The organism is Desulfotalea psychrophila LSv54, assembly GCF_000025945.1.
Taxonomy (GTDB): domain Bacteria; phylum Desulfobacterota; class Desulfobulbia; order Desulfobulbales; family Desulfocapsaceae; genus Desulfotalea; species Desulfotalea psychrophila.
On record NC_006138.1, the window covers coordinates 1364933 to 1380736 of the forward strand.

The 15804-nt window shown below is 49.0% G+C and carries 12 protein-coding genes; 5 read left to right on the forward strand and 7 right to left on the reverse strand.

What is annotated here, in order from left to right; translation table 11 throughout:
- Positions 1-151: 151 nt before the first annotated feature.
- On the reverse strand, positions 152-1867 hold the full coding sequence (gene hcp / locus DP_RS06175) for a hydroxylamine reductase (RefSeq protein ID WP_011188466.1): 1716 nt from the start codon (positions 1865-1867) through the stop codon (positions 152-154).
- 390 nt (positions 1868-2257) lie between these two features.
- Between hcp (DP_RS06175) and hcp (DP_RS06185) the strand changes: the two genes are divergently transcribed.
- The 3 genes from hcp (DP_RS06185) to DP_RS06195 all read left to right on the forward strand — a co-directional run bounded on the left by hcp (DP_RS06185) (position 2258) and on the right by DP_RS06195 (position 6480).
- Entirely contained in the window at positions 2258-3925 is a 1668-nt protein-coding gene (hcp, locus tag DP_RS06185; protein ID WP_011188467.1) for a hydroxylamine reductase, read from the forward strand.
- A gap of 153 nt (positions 3926-4078) precedes the next feature.
- Positions 4079-5179, forward strand: coding sequence for a peptide-methionine (R)-S-oxide reductase MsrB (gene msrB, locus DP_RS06190; RefSeq protein WP_011188468.1), 1101 nt, complete (start codon positions 4079-4081; stop codon positions 5177-5179).
- A 29-nt stretch (positions 5180-5208) separates the two neighbouring features.
- Entirely contained in the window at positions 5209-6480 is a 1272-nt protein-coding gene (locus DP_RS06195; RefSeq protein WP_049785018.1) for a cation:proton antiporter, read from the forward strand.
- A gap of 30 nt (positions 6481-6510) precedes the next feature.
- Here DP_RS06195 and DP_RS06200 read toward each other — a convergent pair whose 3' ends face one another.
- From DP_RS06200 to DP_RS06225, 6 genes are all read right to left on the reverse strand, one after another.
- On the reverse strand, positions 6511-7212 hold the full coding sequence (locus DP_RS06200) for a phosphate ABC transporter ATP-binding protein (RefSeq protein WP_011188470.1): 702 nt from the start codon (positions 7210-7212) through the stop codon (positions 6511-6513).
- A 4-nt stretch (positions 7213-7216) separates the two neighbouring features.
- Complete coding sequence (gene pstA, locus DP_RS06205) at positions 7217-8092, reverse strand: phosphate ABC transporter permease PstA (protein ID WP_011188471.1); 876 nt, start codon at positions 8090-8092, stop codon at positions 7217-7219.
- A complete protein-coding gene (locus DP_RS06210) occupies positions 8089-8949 on the reverse strand; it encodes a PstC family ABC transporter permease (RefSeq protein WP_011188472.1) in 861 nt (286 codons plus the stop codon). Before DP_RS06210 ends, pstA begins: the two co-directional genes overlap by 4 nt.
- Complete coding sequence (locus DP_RS06215; RefSeq protein ID WP_011188473.1) at positions 8946-9773, reverse strand: phosphate ABC transporter substrate-binding protein; 828 nt, start codon at positions 9771-9773, stop codon at positions 8946-8948. The genes DP_RS06210 and DP_RS06215 overlap by 4 nt, the downstream gene beginning before the upstream one ends.
- Before the next feature lie 103 nt (positions 9774-9876).
- On the reverse strand, positions 9877-12216 hold the full coding sequence (gshAB, locus tag DP_RS06220; RefSeq protein WP_011188474.1) for a bifunctional glutamate--cysteine ligase GshA/glutathione synthetase GshB: 2340 nt from the start codon (positions 12214-12216) through the stop codon (positions 9877-9879).
- A gap of 200 nt (positions 12217-12416) precedes the next feature.
- Positions 12417-13487, reverse strand: coding sequence for an AI-2E family transporter (locus DP_RS06225; RefSeq protein WP_011188475.1), 1071 nt, complete (start codon positions 13485-13487; stop codon positions 12417-12419).
- Between the two features lie 425 nt (positions 13488-13912).
- Between DP_RS06225 and DP_RS06230 the strand changes: the two genes are divergently transcribed.
- A complete protein-coding gene (locus DP_RS06230) occupies positions 13913-14641 on the forward strand; it encodes an amino acid ABC transporter ATP-binding protein (protein WP_011188476.1) in 729 nt (242 codons plus the stop codon).
- A gap of 158 nt (positions 14642-14799) precedes the next feature.
- Complete coding sequence (locus DP_RS06235; protein WP_011188477.1) at positions 14800-15615, forward strand: ABC transporter substrate-binding protein; 816 nt, start codon at positions 14800-14802, stop codon at positions 15613-15615.
- Positions 15616-15804 lie beyond the last annotated feature (189 nt).

The window sequence follows — 15804 nt, forward strand, 5'->3', positions numbered from 1 at the left end:
CTTGAGTTGCTGAATGTCTCTAGCCGTGCATTTGATTGTAGCAATCTTTCTCTGTGGATATCCAGAAAATCATGAGCTCTCTGATGATTGGCCCGAAAAAAAGGCACCGACAACGTTAATTGTCGGTGCCTTTCTGTGCTAGATGCAAGGCCTAGTTGCCGGCCATCATGTCAGCAATATCACTCTCGGCGGTGCCGATGGGCTTGATGTTGAAGTTATCTACCAGCACCTTGAGTACCGCTGGCGAAATAAAGGCGGGCAGGCTCGGTCCGAGACGGATACCCTTAACTCCCAAATGCAGGAGGGCCAGGAGTACTGCCACCGCCTTCTGCTCGTACCAGCCGATATCAAAGGAGATGGGGAGCTCGTTGATATCTTCGAGCTGGAACACTTCCTTAAGTTTGAGGGCGATAACTGCCAGGGAGTAGGAGTCATTGCATTGACCGGCATCGAGTACCCGCGGGATGCCGCCGATATCACCGAGGTTCAGCTTGTTGTAGCGATACTTTGCGCAACCGGCGGTGAGAATGACCGTGTCCTTAGGAAGTTTCTCAGCAACTTCGGTGAAGTAGCCGCGTCCCTTTTGGCGGCCATCACAGCCTGCCATGACCACAAATCTTTTGATAGCCCCGGATTTTACCGCTTCAACCACCTTGTCGGCCAGGGCTATTACCTGATTATGGGCAAAGCCGCCAACGATGGTGCCTGTTTCAATTTCCTCAGGTGCACTGCAGCCCTTGGCCTGTTTGATAATGGCGGAAAAATCCTTTGCCTTGCCCATTACCCTGTCGGCAATATGAGATACTCCCGGATAACCGGCCATACCGGTGGTGTAGATGCGGTTTTTGTAAGAGTTGCTCTCCCTGATGGGTACGATACAGTTGGTGGTCATTAGGATCGGGCCGTTGAAGCTCTCGAAATCCTTATTTTGATGCCACCATGAGCTACCATAGTTGCCCTTAAGGTTTTCGTATTTCTTGAATGTGGGATAGTAATGGGCGGGAAGCATCTCGCCATGGGTGTAAACATCAATCCCCGTTCCCTGGGTCTGGATCATTAACTCCTCGAGATCTTTAAGATCATGTCCACTGATCAGAATGGCTGCCTTGTCACTGCCCCCGATGTTTACCTCGCTTATCTCAGGATGACCATAGCTCGTGGTATTGGCTGTATCCAGTGCTGCCATGGTGGTGACAGCGCATTCGCCGGCCCTGAGGACAAGGCTTACCATTTCATCAACGGAATGATCTTCCGTGGTGGAGGCCATGCCTTCAATGACAAAGTCATAGATCTCTTCTTTTTCCACCCCGAGCACGGCCGCATGCTCGGCATAGGCACCAATACCCTTTAGGCCAAGAATAAGCAGTTCGCGTAGAGATCTGACATCTTCGTTTTCTGTGGCCAGCACTCCGACGGTCTTGGCCTTCTCTTGAAACATGGCAGGATCGCTGGCAAACCATAGGGCAGAACCGTCCAGCTGGTCTGATGCTAATGCCTTGTCGTCGGAGCCGAGGAAGTTCATAAGTGTCTTCCAGATAGAGGCCTGCTCGCTAGCAGAGCCAAGACCATCTAACTCTGTTTTTAGACCCTGCTTAATGGCCTGGGAGCGCTTGATCCATCCCTCCAGGCTGGCGTTGTCAAAGTTGGCATTGGTGATGGTGGTAAAAAGCCCCTGAGAGATGAATAATCCGACGCTTTTATCAACCTTTACACCTGCATTTTTGAGGCCCTTTGCCAAGACGGCAATACCCTTGAGATCGTAGATGAGCAGATCCTGAAGGTTGGCCGTTGTCTCTTGTTTTCCACAAACACCCTTGACTGTGCATCCTGTACCTTTAGCGGTTTCTTGACATTGAAAACAGAACATATGAACTCCTTTTCCTCTGTGGCTGTCTCTCTTCGTCTTAAACCTTTTTGGTGTTATCGAATAGAAACAGGAATAATCGGGGGAGAGGGCTGCCCCTCCCCTGTAATGTTGAACGTTTTGTCTACTCTACACGAGAGAAAAATTGTGGCCTTGACCTGGGTCAATTTTTGTGAGGAGAAGGTGCTTTTCTCTTTAGGTTTTTTTTATGCTCCTCTTTTCTGAAGCTTGACCTGCAAAAAAAAATAGATGGCAAAGCACTTATGTCAGGCTAACCTTAATGCCTTGATTTGCTAAAGCTCAATCGTATAGGATTAATGGAGCTTTATGATATGAATCTTTCGTTATAATTTGTCCTGGGGATTCTCAGGAAATGAAATTAAGGGGGTATCTATGTTTTGCCATCAGTGTCAGGAAACAGCTAAGGGAACGGGCTGCACCGTTCAAGGTGTTTGTGGTAAAAGAGAAGAGGTTGCTAATCTTCAAGATCTTTTTATTTGGACCCTTAAGGGTATTTCTGTCTGGGGTCTTAAGGGCAAGGAATTTGCTATTTACGATGAGAAGGTCGCCTTTTTTATCGTCAAGGGTATGTTCGCCACCATAACAAATGCAAATTTTAACGGTGCTGATTTCATCGGTTTTATCAAAGAGGCTGTGGTCCATCGTCAGCATCTGCAGGCGCAGGTGCTTCAGGCTCATCTCTTGGCCCATGGAACAGCCTTTGTTGAAGACCTGCCCGAATGTGCCACTTGGTCCTTTGGGGATGAAACTGATATTCTGGCCAAGGCTTCAAGAGGGACAGGAGGTTGGCTAGAAATAGTGGATGAGGATGAACGTTCTCTTAAGGCCACTGTTTTGTACGGTTTGAAGGGGCTCTGTGCCTATGCGGAACACGCCTATCAGTTGGGTGGTCATAGTCGGGAGATCTTTGAATTTCTGATGGAAGCTCTTGCGGCCCTGGTTGATTCTACCCAGACCCTTGAAGAACTCCTGGCTTTGGTTCTTAAAACAGGGGGGATGGGGGTACAGACCATGGCCCTGCTTGATCAGGTAAATAATGAGAGCTATGGCGCCACTGAAATAAGCACAGTTAGTCTGGGGGTTGGCGATAAGCCGGGTATTTTGGTCAGTGGCCATGACCTTAAGGATCTGGAAGAGCTGTTGGTCCAAACCGAGGGTAAGGGGGTTGATATCTATACCCACAGTGAAATGCTTCCGGCCCATTATTATCCCAAACTTAAAAAATATGATCATCTCGTTGGTAATTATGGTAACTCCTGGTGGCTACAGAAGAGGGAGTTTGACTCCTTTCACGGGCCGGTCCTCTTTACCTCAAACTGTATTGTTCCTCCTAAACCCGAACATGTTGATCGAATTTTTACCACCGGTGCCGTAGGGGTTGTCGGTTGTGCCCATATTCCCGATCGCAGTGGGGGCGAGGCTAAGGACTTTTCCCAGATTATCGATCTCGCCCTATCCTCTCAACCACCTGAGCAGATTGAAACTGGTACCATCGTTGGTGGCTTTGGTCATAACCAGGTGCTGGCCTTAAAAGACAAAATTATTGATGCGGTAAAATCGGGGGCCATCAAAAGATTCGTGGTCATGGGAGGATGTGACGGCCGTCATAAAAGCCGTAACTACTATACCGAGGTGGCCAGATTGCTACCTAAGGATACGATTATTCTTACTGCCGGCTGTGCTAAGTATAAGTATCTTAAGCTTGATCTTGGTGATATCGGTGGTATTCCTCGGGTGCTTGATGCCGGTCAGTGTAATGATTCCTACTCTCTGGCAGTGATCGCCCTTGAGTTACAAAAGGCCTTTGCCCTTGAAAATATTAACGATCTGCCCATCTCCTATGATATTGCCTGGTATGAGCAGAAGGCCGTTTTGGTTCTTCTTGCCCTGCTCTCTCTGGGGATAAAGGGTATCCGTCTTGGCCCAACCCTGCCGGGTTTTTTCTCAGAAAATATTGCCAGTATCTTGACGGAACATTTTGAGATTAAGGCCATTGGAACTCCGGAAGAGGATGTCGCGGCGATGATGGCGGGGCATTAATGGCCCCATGAAGAGCAGAGGGTGCTGAGCTAGAAGATGGCCATTTCCCCTCTTTTTCTGGTGGAGAATCGATGTGCTATTTTTTCTTACTAGGGGGTGCGGCACAACCTCTTTTTGTCTTTTTTCGGTAAATTCTAACCTGTAGGAGGGGAGATGAGTGATCCCATCTTTGCCAAAAGACTCAGGGCCTGCCCCCTTATCGGGGCAGGTGTTATTTGTTTTTTTGCTACCATCTTTTGTCTGGCTGAGTCAAATGCTGCGGAGAGTATAATGAAAAACAGAGAAGATCTTTCTATTACCACCCTGGCAGGAGGATGTTTTTGGTGCCTTGAGGCCGATCTTGAAAAACTACCGGGGATTGTCGATGTTGTTTCGGGGTATAGCGGGGGTGATCAGAAAAACCCCAGCTATGAAGAGGTGAGCACGGGCAGGACGGGGCATTTGGAGGCGGTACAGATTCGCTTTGACCCCGAGGTGATCTCCTATGAAGAGATATTACAGAGGTTTTTTCGCCTGCATGATCCAACCGATGCCGGTGGTTCTTTCGTTGACCGGGGGCGCCAGTACAGTTCAGCCATTTTCTATCATGATGAGGTGCAAAAGGAGATTGCAGAGCGGGTCAGGGATGAGCTTGCCCCTACCTTTTCCCGGCCCATTGTCACTGAGCTAATTTCTTTTAGGGCGTTTTATCCAGCGGAGGATTATCACCAGAATTATTCGCTGAAAAGCCCACAGGCCTATGCGCGTTATCGTAGCCTCTCGGGGAGGGATAGTTTTATTGAGGCGATCTGGGGCAGTGCAGGGGAGATGAACTATGAAAAAATGTCAGATGATCAGCTACGTAAGCGATTGACAGCCCTGCAGTACGAGGTTGTGCGAGAGGATGGCACGGAACCACCCTATGATAATGCCTACTGGGATAATAAAAGGGCGGGGATTTACGTAGACATTGTTTCTGGCGAGCCTCTGTTTAGCTCTCGGGATAAGTATAAATCTGGTACGGGGTGGCCAAGTTTTATTCGGCCGCTTGTGGCAGAAAATGTAGTAGAACTTAAGGATAATAGCTTTTTTTTAAGACGTACCGAGCTACGCTCTCTGCATGCAGACTCCCATCTCGGCCATCTATTTACCGACGGCCCGGCCCCAACAGGCCTGCGTTATTGTATTAACTCTGCTTCCCTGCGCTTTATTCCAAGAGAGGTAATGCAGGCCGAGGGTTATGGTGAATATCTGAGCTCTTTTTTGCATAATTAGCCCCAGTTTTGTTGAGAGAGGAGAGGGGGATGGAAGACTATCTGGTAACGGGTATATTTTTTTTCATGGGGCTTCTCGCTACGGCAGTGGTTTCTTCGGTTATCTTTAAGCGCCTCTCCTTTCCCTATACCATAGGCCTGGTCGTTGTTGGTGGGCTCTTGGGTTTTCTTGCCTTTCGTTGGCAACCTCTGGCCCTTCTGCAAAACATTGATCTCTCGCCCGGGGTAATTCTCTACCTGATTTTGCCAACTCTTATCTTTGATGCGGCTATTAATATAGATACTCATCTGCTCAGGAGGGATTTTTTTATAATCTTTCTCCTGGCTGTTATAGGTCTCCTCGCCTCAGCCGCAATGATTGGTTACTCTCTTGCCTACTTTACCCCCTTAAGTCTTGGCGCTGCCCTGCTCTTTGGTGCTCTTATTTCGGCAACTGATCCGGTGGCGGTTATGGCCCTTTTTCGGGAGGTGGGTGCACCACCCAGGCTTGCCACCCTGATGGATGGGGAGAGTCTGTTAAATGATGCCACCGCCATAGTGCTTTTTGTTATTATTCTTGGCACCATGGGTTTTGATATAGGGCCGGACTTCAATATGGCCAATCATCCCCTCTTCAGCTTTGTCTTTGTCCTGGCGGGCGGTGTTCTGGTTGGTCTGGTTGTTGGCTGGATTGGTGTCCTTTTGGTTCTTTTAGATAGGTCGAATTTTATTTCGGAGCTGACAATTAGCTTTGTTGTTGCCTATATATCCTTTTTGGTAGCAGATCATCTCTTTGATGTTTCCGGCGTTATGTCGACCCTGACCGCCGGCATCACCCTAAAGGCCTTGGGGGGCAAACATCTTGATGTGGCTAATCTTAAAATGATTAAGCGATTTTGGAACTATTTCGCCTTTATTGCCAACAGCATGATATTTCTTCTCCTCGGTCTCACAGAAGAGCATGTCTTTTATAATATGATTCATCTCCATCAGCATATGTTCTACCTGCTCTTTGCCATCCCTGCAGTTCTCGTTGCCCGGGCCATAGTTGTCTGGAGCATAGTGGGTATCTATAATAGATTTGTTGCAAAGGAAAATACTGTGCCGGGCGCTTATCAGGCTGTCCTTATCTGGGGTGGGCTGCGCGGGGCAATTCCGGTGGCACTTGTTCTGACTATTCCAGCAGAGATGCCCTTTCGTCCCCTCCTGATTGATCTTACCTTGGGCTTTGTTCTCTTTACCCTGCTCGTTCAGGGAACGACGGTGAAGAAGATGATGAAGGCTTTGGGCGTGACCGTCAGGGAGGAGGTGGAAGAGGAGTAGGTAGCTGTTAACTCACCTATAAAATAGTGCCTACTGTCGTTCTAGCCTTTTGTTTGCCAACCTGTAGCTGAGATCTGCTATCCGTTGGATTTGATCCTGATAGTGGGAGACCATGAGGATGGTGCACTGCCTCTTGAGTTCGACGAGGAGGAGCTCTATTTTTTCGCAGGCAGCGGCATCAAGGGATGAGGTCGGTTCATCCAGAAGCAGGATCTCCGGTTGCAGAATCAGGGCCCTGGCAATGCAGAGTCGCTGTTGCTGGCCACCAGAGAGTGTTCTCGCATCACTGTCCAGCCGATCCTTGACCTCGTCCCATAGATGTACCTCTTGCAGTATTTTCTCCACTCTGCTGGCTTTTTCAACCCTGCTCATCTTTCCCTGAAGACCAAGGGGGAAGGCAATGTTGCGGCCGATGCTCATAGGGAGTGGATTCGGGCTTTGGAAGACCATTCCTACCCGTCTACGTAGCTGGTCAAGGGCTATCTCTTTACCATAGATATCGGTTGGCCCTTCCTTGAAATGGATCGTGATTTTTCCCTGCAAATTCCCCTGCCCCTCCTCTTCCCAGAGACGATTAAAGAGTGAGAGAAATGTCGATTTTCCTGTACCCGATGGGCCGGTGACGGCAATAATTGCCTGTTCGGGAAACTGGAGAGAGATTCCCTTAAGGATGGTTCTCTTTTCATATGAAAAGCAGACGTTTTCTAGCGCGATTTTAGGATATTGGCACATGGCTTTATCTCTTGTTGTACTGTGAGAGCATTCGTTCGATGACCCAAGCTCCCAGAAAAAGAAGGGCGCAGAGGGCGAGGAGGAGGAGTGCTGCCCCGAATCCCCGGTGCAGTTCGTCTCTGTTGCTGTACTGCGAGGAGATATAATAGATATAAAATGGGAGCGCTTCAAATTGTTCAAAGAGGGAGCGTATCATCCCCGCCGAGGCAACGGCACCGGTGAGCATGATAACGGCGGTATCCTCTGCTGCCCGGCCAATGGCGAGGATGATTCCGCCCAGAATGTCCGGTAGCTTGCTGGGGAGGAGGACTTGAAGAATGTTTTGTATCTTGCTGGCCCCGAGGGCCGGGGCTGTCTGGCGTAGGGTTTGAGGTACGGATTCCAGGGCTGCTTGGCAGGTACGAATAAGATAGGGCAGGATCAAAAAGGCCAGGCTTGCAGCTGAGAGGAGTAGGCAGGGGCCTATTCTCCCCGGGAACATTTTGTGCAGAAGGATAGTTATGGAAAAACCTGCCAGGCCGATAACGATTGAAGGTAGGCCTGCCAGAATATCAAAGAGGAGTGAAAAAAATATCTTTGTCTTTCCCCTGGCGTATTCTGCCATATAGATGCCTGCGGCAATGCCAATGGGGATGGCCAATAAGACGGCAAGGAGGACAAGGGCAAAGGTCCCCATTAGAGCGGGGAACAGGCCGTCAAAGACCTGGCGGTGGAAGAGGAGTGCATCCACTGCCCCTACCTCGCCAAAGAGAGTTCGGCTGTTCAGGAATGCGCCACCCTGGTGGAAGAGATAGCCTATGATGGTGAGCAGGGCGGCAAGGAGTAGGGCGAATGCGGCCCATGAAAAGAGGATGCTGGCCTGTTCGAACAATTTTCTCATCGAAGGTTTTTTCCTACTCTGCTGGAGATAAGATGGAGGGTGGCTACAAAGAGGAGGGTGAAGAGGTAGAGTACCAGGGCGCAGGCAAAGATTGTCTTGAACTCCATGGAAGAAAAATCTGCGGCAATGACCAGGGCAATATGGCTGGTGAGAGATCGTCCCGGTTCTGTGATTGATTCGGGTACGGCAATGCTGTTACCGGCAAGCATCAGGCTGATTAGGGTATCTCCCATAGCTCGTCCAAGACCAAGGATAATTCCTGCGCTTATTGCCGGTAGGCATTGGGGCAGGAGGACATAGAGTAGCCTCTGGATGGGTCTTGCCCCTAGAGCGTCGGCGGCTCGGCTGTATGGGGCTGGGACATTTTGCAGGCCGCTGATAAAGAGGGTGATCATGGTCGGGGCAATGAGCAGGGCCAGGATGAGGGCGGCGGTGAGGATGGAAAAGCCGGAGCCTCCCGTGATCATCTCTCGCATAAAGGGGACGAGGAGGAAGATGGCGACAAATCCATAGACCACGGTGGGAACACCTGCCATAAGACGTACCATCCCCAGAAGCCTTGGCCGTAAGCCTCGGGGGGCAAGGACGGTGATGACGGAGGCACTGCCCAGGCTTAGGGGCAGGCTTATGCAGACGGCAAGGATGGATATCTGCATGCTCCCCAGGAGCATGGGGTAGATACCATATTTGCCGACAGTCGGTTGCCATTCTCCCCGGAGCAGATCGATGATCTCTCCCCCTTCTAGCAGGGGCCAGGCCAGGTAGAGCATCAACAGAAAAACGGCGATGATCAGACCGCCACTGATCATCGCCGCCAGCTGGAAACAGAGCTCAAGGGGTGATTTTCGTCCAATCATCGAACGGCAACAAATCCCTTGCTGACAACGATATTTTGTCCTGTTGGGCTATAGAGAAAATTGAGAAACAGTTGGGCAAGTCCCGGGGGTTTTCCCACGGTAAGGCTGTAGAGGCCTCGCGCTACCTTATATTTCCCATTTTGCACGTTTTTGAGATTTGCCACAACTCCATCAATTGCCACAGCCTGTACTGAGCTGTCAATATGGCCGACGGAGACATAACCGATACCGTAGGGATCTCCGCCGATGGCGGTCTTCATGGCTCCGTTGGAAACAACCACATTGGCTCTGGTTGAAACGGGCCCTTTCTTCAGGGCCTTTTTCCAGAAGACACTGCGGGTGCCACTGGCTGTATCCCGTACATAGAGGTTTATTGCCTTGTCGATACCACCTACCATCTTCCAGTTGTCTATTTTTCCTGCAAATATATCTTGTAACTGTTCACTGGAAAGGTTGGAAACCTGGTTTTTGGGGTTTGCTACGGCGCTTACTCCGTCTGTGGCCCACTTGAATATCTCCAGGCCATAGCTTTTTATCTCTTTCTCACTGGCCATGCGGCCTGCGTTGCCAATATTAATCATGCCCTCGCCAACCTGTTTGATACCAACCCCGGAACCACCACCGGCAATGGTGATGCGAATATCCGGATTTGCCTGCATGATGAGTTTGGCTGCTTCTTTCATCACAGGGATATGGGCGGTGCCGCCGGCAATCTTAAGTAGGCCCTTTTGCCCGGAAAATGGGCTGAGATCGTCTGCCTGGGCTATGCTGAAGGAGCAGAGTAAAAGGATTCCTATTATGATGGTCTGTAGTCTTCTGAGCATGGTTCTCTCCTGTTAAGTGGTTAAGAACAATGCTCTTAGCATTAATGGCGGGGACGGTCAAATAGATAATCCGGATAGTGAAACCCCTGTCTATCGGCTAGATCTATGCCTTCTCCCCAGCCTCTTCAGCTCCTGTGAAGCCGAGGGCATCCAGTATCTTGTCGTCGAGATGTCTGTTCTTGCCAATATAGGGATGGCAGTGGATATGGATGGCAGGGTTGAAGTTCAGCTCGATAATACTGAAATTATCTTCAGCGGCATCCTCTTCTAGAGAGTCAATCATCATATCGAGACCGGTGATTTTTACCTGCAGAGCTTGGGCGGCTCGCACGGCAATATCCTTGTATGATTGGGGCACCTTGTCGGTGAAGTCTATGCTGTCTCCGCCTGTGCTGATATTTGAGTTTTCCCGCAGATAGATGCGCTGATCCTTGGCCGGAACGGTGGCAAAGGAGTAGCCTTGGCTAGCGAGAAACATCTCTTCAGTTTCCTCCAGTTTGATCTTCTCGAGCGGGGTTCGATACCCTCTGCCCCGCAGGGGGTTCTTGTTCTTTTCTGTCACTAGTACCTGTACGCTTGATGTTCCGTCGCCCGTGACATTGGCAGGTACTCTGTGCAGAATTCCAACGACTTGGTCGTTGACGATAAAGAAACGATATTCTTTTCCGCTGCTGAAGTTTTCGATAAGAACCGTCGCTTCATGCTTGAAGGCCTGAGCGATACCCTGCGCAAAAAAATCATGTCTGTTGTTCTCCTTTATGATTGTTATGCCAATGCCAAAGTTGGTGGATTTCGGTTTGATGACGATAGCCCTGCCCCGGTAGTAGGGATAGTCTGCCAGCGCTTCCGAGGGGCTGCTATAGCTTCTTCCCTTTGGGGTGTTGATTCCCGCTTGGTCGAGTATTTTTTTGGTGATGACCTTGTTTTCCATGCTGAGAACGCTGATGTAATTGTCCAGTGAGGTGCGGCTGGCCTGCATTACATATTCTCTCTTACCCGCCTGTTCCAGGCAGACAAAGTTTTCCTGCCGATCCATGATCTCAAAGGATACTCCGCGCAGGGCTGCCCGCCTAAGGAGGAGTTGGGTGGAGAGTTCCATATCTCTCAGACCGTGGAAGATAAACTGTTCATCGTGACTTTTTTTAAGGAACTTTAAGGCCTGTTTCATATGCCATTCGGTAAACCCCTCCTGCTTGATCTCTTTGAGCAGTGTATCGGTGGGGCGAGACGCTTGGTTTTGCACCAGCCTCTCCAGCTCTTCCATCCCTGCCCTGTATTCCGGCGGGAGGTGTGGGCTTACTGTTTGCTGGATCTCTTGCAAGCAATGGGCAAGCTGTTTGTCCAGCCTCTGCTCGTTGCCATCAGCGTCGCAGATGATAGCACCTGGATTAAGGCCTTCAGTTGCGGCCTGTTCCTGGTTTCTATTGGCAGTTTCTTGCTCTTTGCTGGTAAAGGACGTCTCTTCGGGGCAGAGTAGGCAGTAGATGAGGAAAATGTGAATTATCTCTGCATGTAGAGGATTGACTCCTGTCTTGAAAAAGGGGTTGAGATCAAGCAGGCGGATCTCCAGGTGATTGATTCTTTTAGGGTCGGTGGTGGTTTTGATCCGTATCGGGGCGTAATTTTCCCGTATATCCCGGAGAACTTTTTTCTCCACCAACTCTTGCAGACTTTCCCTGTAATCTGTCAGGGTGCTGTAGTTCAGGTGAAAATCCTGGGTGTTTCTGTAGCCACAGATATTGTTTCGTATGGAGGTGGCATAGGGGAAATGGTAGGCATCCTTGGCGAATGGACTGAGCATATCTATGCAGTGTTTACGGTAGGACTTATGGATAACCGGGCTTGCCCCCAACAGGCAGATGAGAAACCAGCGATGACGGAGAAAATTACGCACGGTTTTCATATAGATATCTTCTCTAAACTCTGCAAAGGGCTGTTCTTGCTTTCCCTCTTCATGGAGCAGTTCCAGAAATCTTTCGGGAAGGGAGATGTTGAAGTGGATACCTGAAAACATCTGCCGTTTTCGTCCATATATCTTGGCCAGTTGCAGACGGTACTCTTCTTGTTCCCGAAACTCGCCCCCAAAATGGGCAATGGGGATATCTTCTTCTCTTTCCGGTAATATGGGCGGGGCACTCTGGGGCCAGAGATATTCGTCCTTGAGCTCTATGCTGACCAGGTCGTGCAGGGTCTCCAGAAAACCTAGGGATTCGGCGATGGAGGGTAGGGGCGGGGTTATTATTTCAATCTGGCTTTCGGAAAAATCGGTGGTGATATAGGGGTGGCTCGTCTTTTCCCCAAGTTCTCTGGGGTGAGGGGTGAGGGCAAGTTTACCCCTGCTGTCTACCCGGATATTTTCCTTTTCAAAACCAAAAAAACCTTCGAAGATCTGTTTTGAGATGAGAGGTGGGAGGCTGTCGAGGATGTTTTTGCTAAAAGCCATAGTAGTGGAAACCTTTATCTAAATGAAAGTAAGTAGTTTGTCTTGTGTCTGGAAAAAGGGCATAATTTTTTAAGCACCCTCCAGAGGGTTGTGGGGAAAGGGCAGAGCTCCTGGTCGAGCTCAATGGTGGAAAATTATGTAAAAAAGATCAGGGACAAGCTTTTCCTCCCCAGTTTCGTCTATTCTGTTATTTTTGCCTGTTACTTAGGTGAAGTTCCTGTTTTAGGTAGGTGGGCAGCAAACACCTCTCCGTATATTTGCCAGAGGGTAAGAAAGAGTGCCGCGATTAACGGGCCGATGATGATTCCCAGAAGACCGAACATCGAAATGCCGCCCAGAGTGCCGAAGAGGACAAAGAGGTCATGCATTTCTGTATCCTTACCAACGAGGCGCGGACGGAGAAAATTGTCGATATTGCCGGCAATAAGACCACAGCCGATGGCAAGAACGGCGACTCCGAAAAAATTACTCATCAGGGCAATTATAATAAGGGCTGGCCCCCAGATGATTGCCGTACCAACAGCGGGTATAACTGACATAACGGCCATAACCGTTCCCCAGAAGAAGGGGCCCTGAATCCCGGCTATTGCAAAGGAGATACCGCATATTCCACCCTGGAGGATACCGATGATAATGGTTCCCTTGATGGTAGCCCGGGTAACAGAGGTGAATCTTACCAGAAGTTTTTGCTCTTCTCTGTCCTGCAGGGGGAGAAAGAAGAGTATTTTGTCTAAGAGATCCTTGCCCACGTTGAGGAAATAGAAGGTCACGTAGAGCATGATAACAGAGCTGAAGATGAAGTTTATGGTCAGCTTGGTGAATGAGCCCAGGGAGTCTATGAGAAAGCTTGATATGGCTCCGACAAGTTGGCCGCTCTTGTGGATAATGGTATCTCTGTATGGGAGTATCTCTTGATAAAAGGGAACTTTTTCCAGGTAATAGGTCATGGAGGTAGGTTCGGCGATAAATTTCTGGATCCAGGGGGCGATGGATTGGCTGACAGTGATTGCCTGAGCTACCACAATGGTGATAAGAATTGCCAGAGGAATCAGTATGAGAAGGACAATACCAGCTACTATAAGCATTGAAGAAAGATTTTCTCTATTACCAAGGAGTATGCAGAGCTTTTTGTGACTGGGGCTGAGCAGGGCTGAGAGCAGGCCTGCCATAAAGATGGCCATGAGGAACTGTTGGATCATACTTAAAAAAACTGCTGAGATGATGAAAACCAGCACCAGTAGAGAAGACTTGTTGATTGTTTCAAAATTCATGCCTGTCCTTGTCTGTGTGGGCCTCTCACCCGGGCGAGGTGCAAATCTTGGCTCTGCCCCGGATAAAGAGATAAATTTATAAGAGAACGCCTAGGCGTTTTGAGTATAATTACAACAATCAGGTGTAACAGGTTTGCTGTGGAGGGTATCTTGGCACTTACCTGAAAAGCGGGTATTAATAAAGATTACCGGTAACCTCTTTAAGGGAGAAGTATACTGGTATTTTACCCTCGGTAAATGGGAAATTACAACTCCCATCATTTTTAAGTTGGCGGGCAGGGACAAATAGAAATGGCAGTGGTTGAATGGGGGTCTTTCGTTTTGAATAAAAAAGCCATAATCTTGCCCTTATTGGTTCTAGCTTAGTAGGTTGTATCCATAGATCATCATCTGATGAGAGTAAAGATTAGAGAGGGGAGTGGGCTGTGATTTCTTTTACTGATGTAAATAAGTGGTATGGAGACTTTCGGGTACTCAAAGATATAAATCTTACCATTGCTGAAGGTGAGGTTGTGGTTGTCTGTGGGCCTTCTGGGTCAGGTAAGAGTACCCTCATTCGTTGTATCAGTCGCCTGGAGCCTATCCAGAGGGGGCATATTGTGGTCGATGGTCATGATGTAAATGATCTAAAGACCAACCTTACCCTGTTGCGAGCTGAAATAGGCTTTGTCTTTCAGCAGTTTAATCTCTATCCGCATATGACGGTGCTTGAAAATATTACCCTTGCCCCTCGGCTGGTTAGGGGGATGACCTCTGGCGATGCAGAAAAATTGGGCATGGATCTGTTGAAGAAGGTCGATATTCCTGATCGTGCCAATCACTATCCCAGTCAGCTCTCAGGTGGCCAGCAACAGCGGGTTGCCATTGCCCGTGGTCTTGCCATGAGGCCCCGTATTATGCTCTTTGATGAACCGACCTCGGCCCTTGATCCTGAAATGATTAACGAGGTGCTTGATGTTATGAGGGAACTGGCTCGGGAGGGAATGACCATGGTCTGTGTTACCCATGAAATGGGCTTTGCCCGTGAGGTTGCCGATCGTATTATCTTTATGGATGAGGGTAATCTTGTCGAGCAGAATAGTCCCCATGAGTTTTTTGAAAACCCTCAGCATGGAAGGACGAAAGATTTTCTCAGTAAGATCTTGTCGCATTAGAGAGAGCTTGAAAAAAGCCAATTTTTCAAGGTTCTCACTATCTGTCTTGAGCTGTTTCGTACTACAACTGCCTCTGCGCAAGTGGGCTGTCAGCCTTCTTTTTCATGTTGGTGCACGAGGTATAAGATGAAAAAAGACCTAGTAACGGAGAATGAGAGATGAGATTGAAGTCGATTATCGCTGGAGCAGTTATTTCAGTAATGGTGAGTGGTGTGGTGGCATTTGCCGGCCCTGTCTGGGATAAGATCCAGAAGAGCAAGACCCTGCGGGCAGGCATTATGAACAATTCTATTCCTGGCGCCTACTACAATGATAAAAAAGAGTGGGTGGGCTTTGATGTTGATATGGCAAAGGAAATTGCCAAGCGCCTTGGCCTGAAGCTGGAACAGGTGCTCGTGACCGATAAGACTCGTATTGGTTTTTTGCAGCAGGGACGTATTGATATGTCCATTGCCAATATGACCCATAAGCGTGAGCGTGATAAGTCCATCGATTTCTCCATCACCTACTTTTTTGACGGACAGAAGATGCTTACCCGAAAGGGTAAATATGCGGACTGGAATGCCCTTGTTGGTAAGACCATTGCCACCGTCCAGGGAACCACCTCCGAGATTAATGTAAAGACCCTTATGAAAAAAATGGGTGGAGCCGAAATTGTCTCTTATCAGGATTATCCCTCTGCCTTCAATGCCCTGCAGATGGGGCGTGTCCAGGCATTTTCTACGGATTCCACCATCCTGCTTGGCTATGCTGCACAGGAGCCGGGAAAGTATGAGCTTGTCGGTGATTTCTTTTCTCGCGAGCCCTATGGTATCGGTCTTCCTCAGGATGAGTCTCAACTGCGTGATGCGGTAAACTTTGCCCTTCAGGATATGTGGAAGGATGGTACCTATATGGCAATTTACAATAAGTGGTATGGAGAGAGAACTCCCTATTATTTTCCCATGACCGAGCAGATTGAGATGTGGCCATAATGGTTTGAGTTATCTGCAAGCGGAGGGGTTGTTGCCTGCACCCGTTTGAGATGTGGAATGGAGTTGATCCCTGCGGCTAATGCTCTTGGGGCTGCTACGTTTTGTGGCGAGAAGCAACTTTAGCTCTGCGGAAAAATGTTGATAAGACGTTGTTCTTTCAGATAAGTTAATAATAGCGAGACGATTATC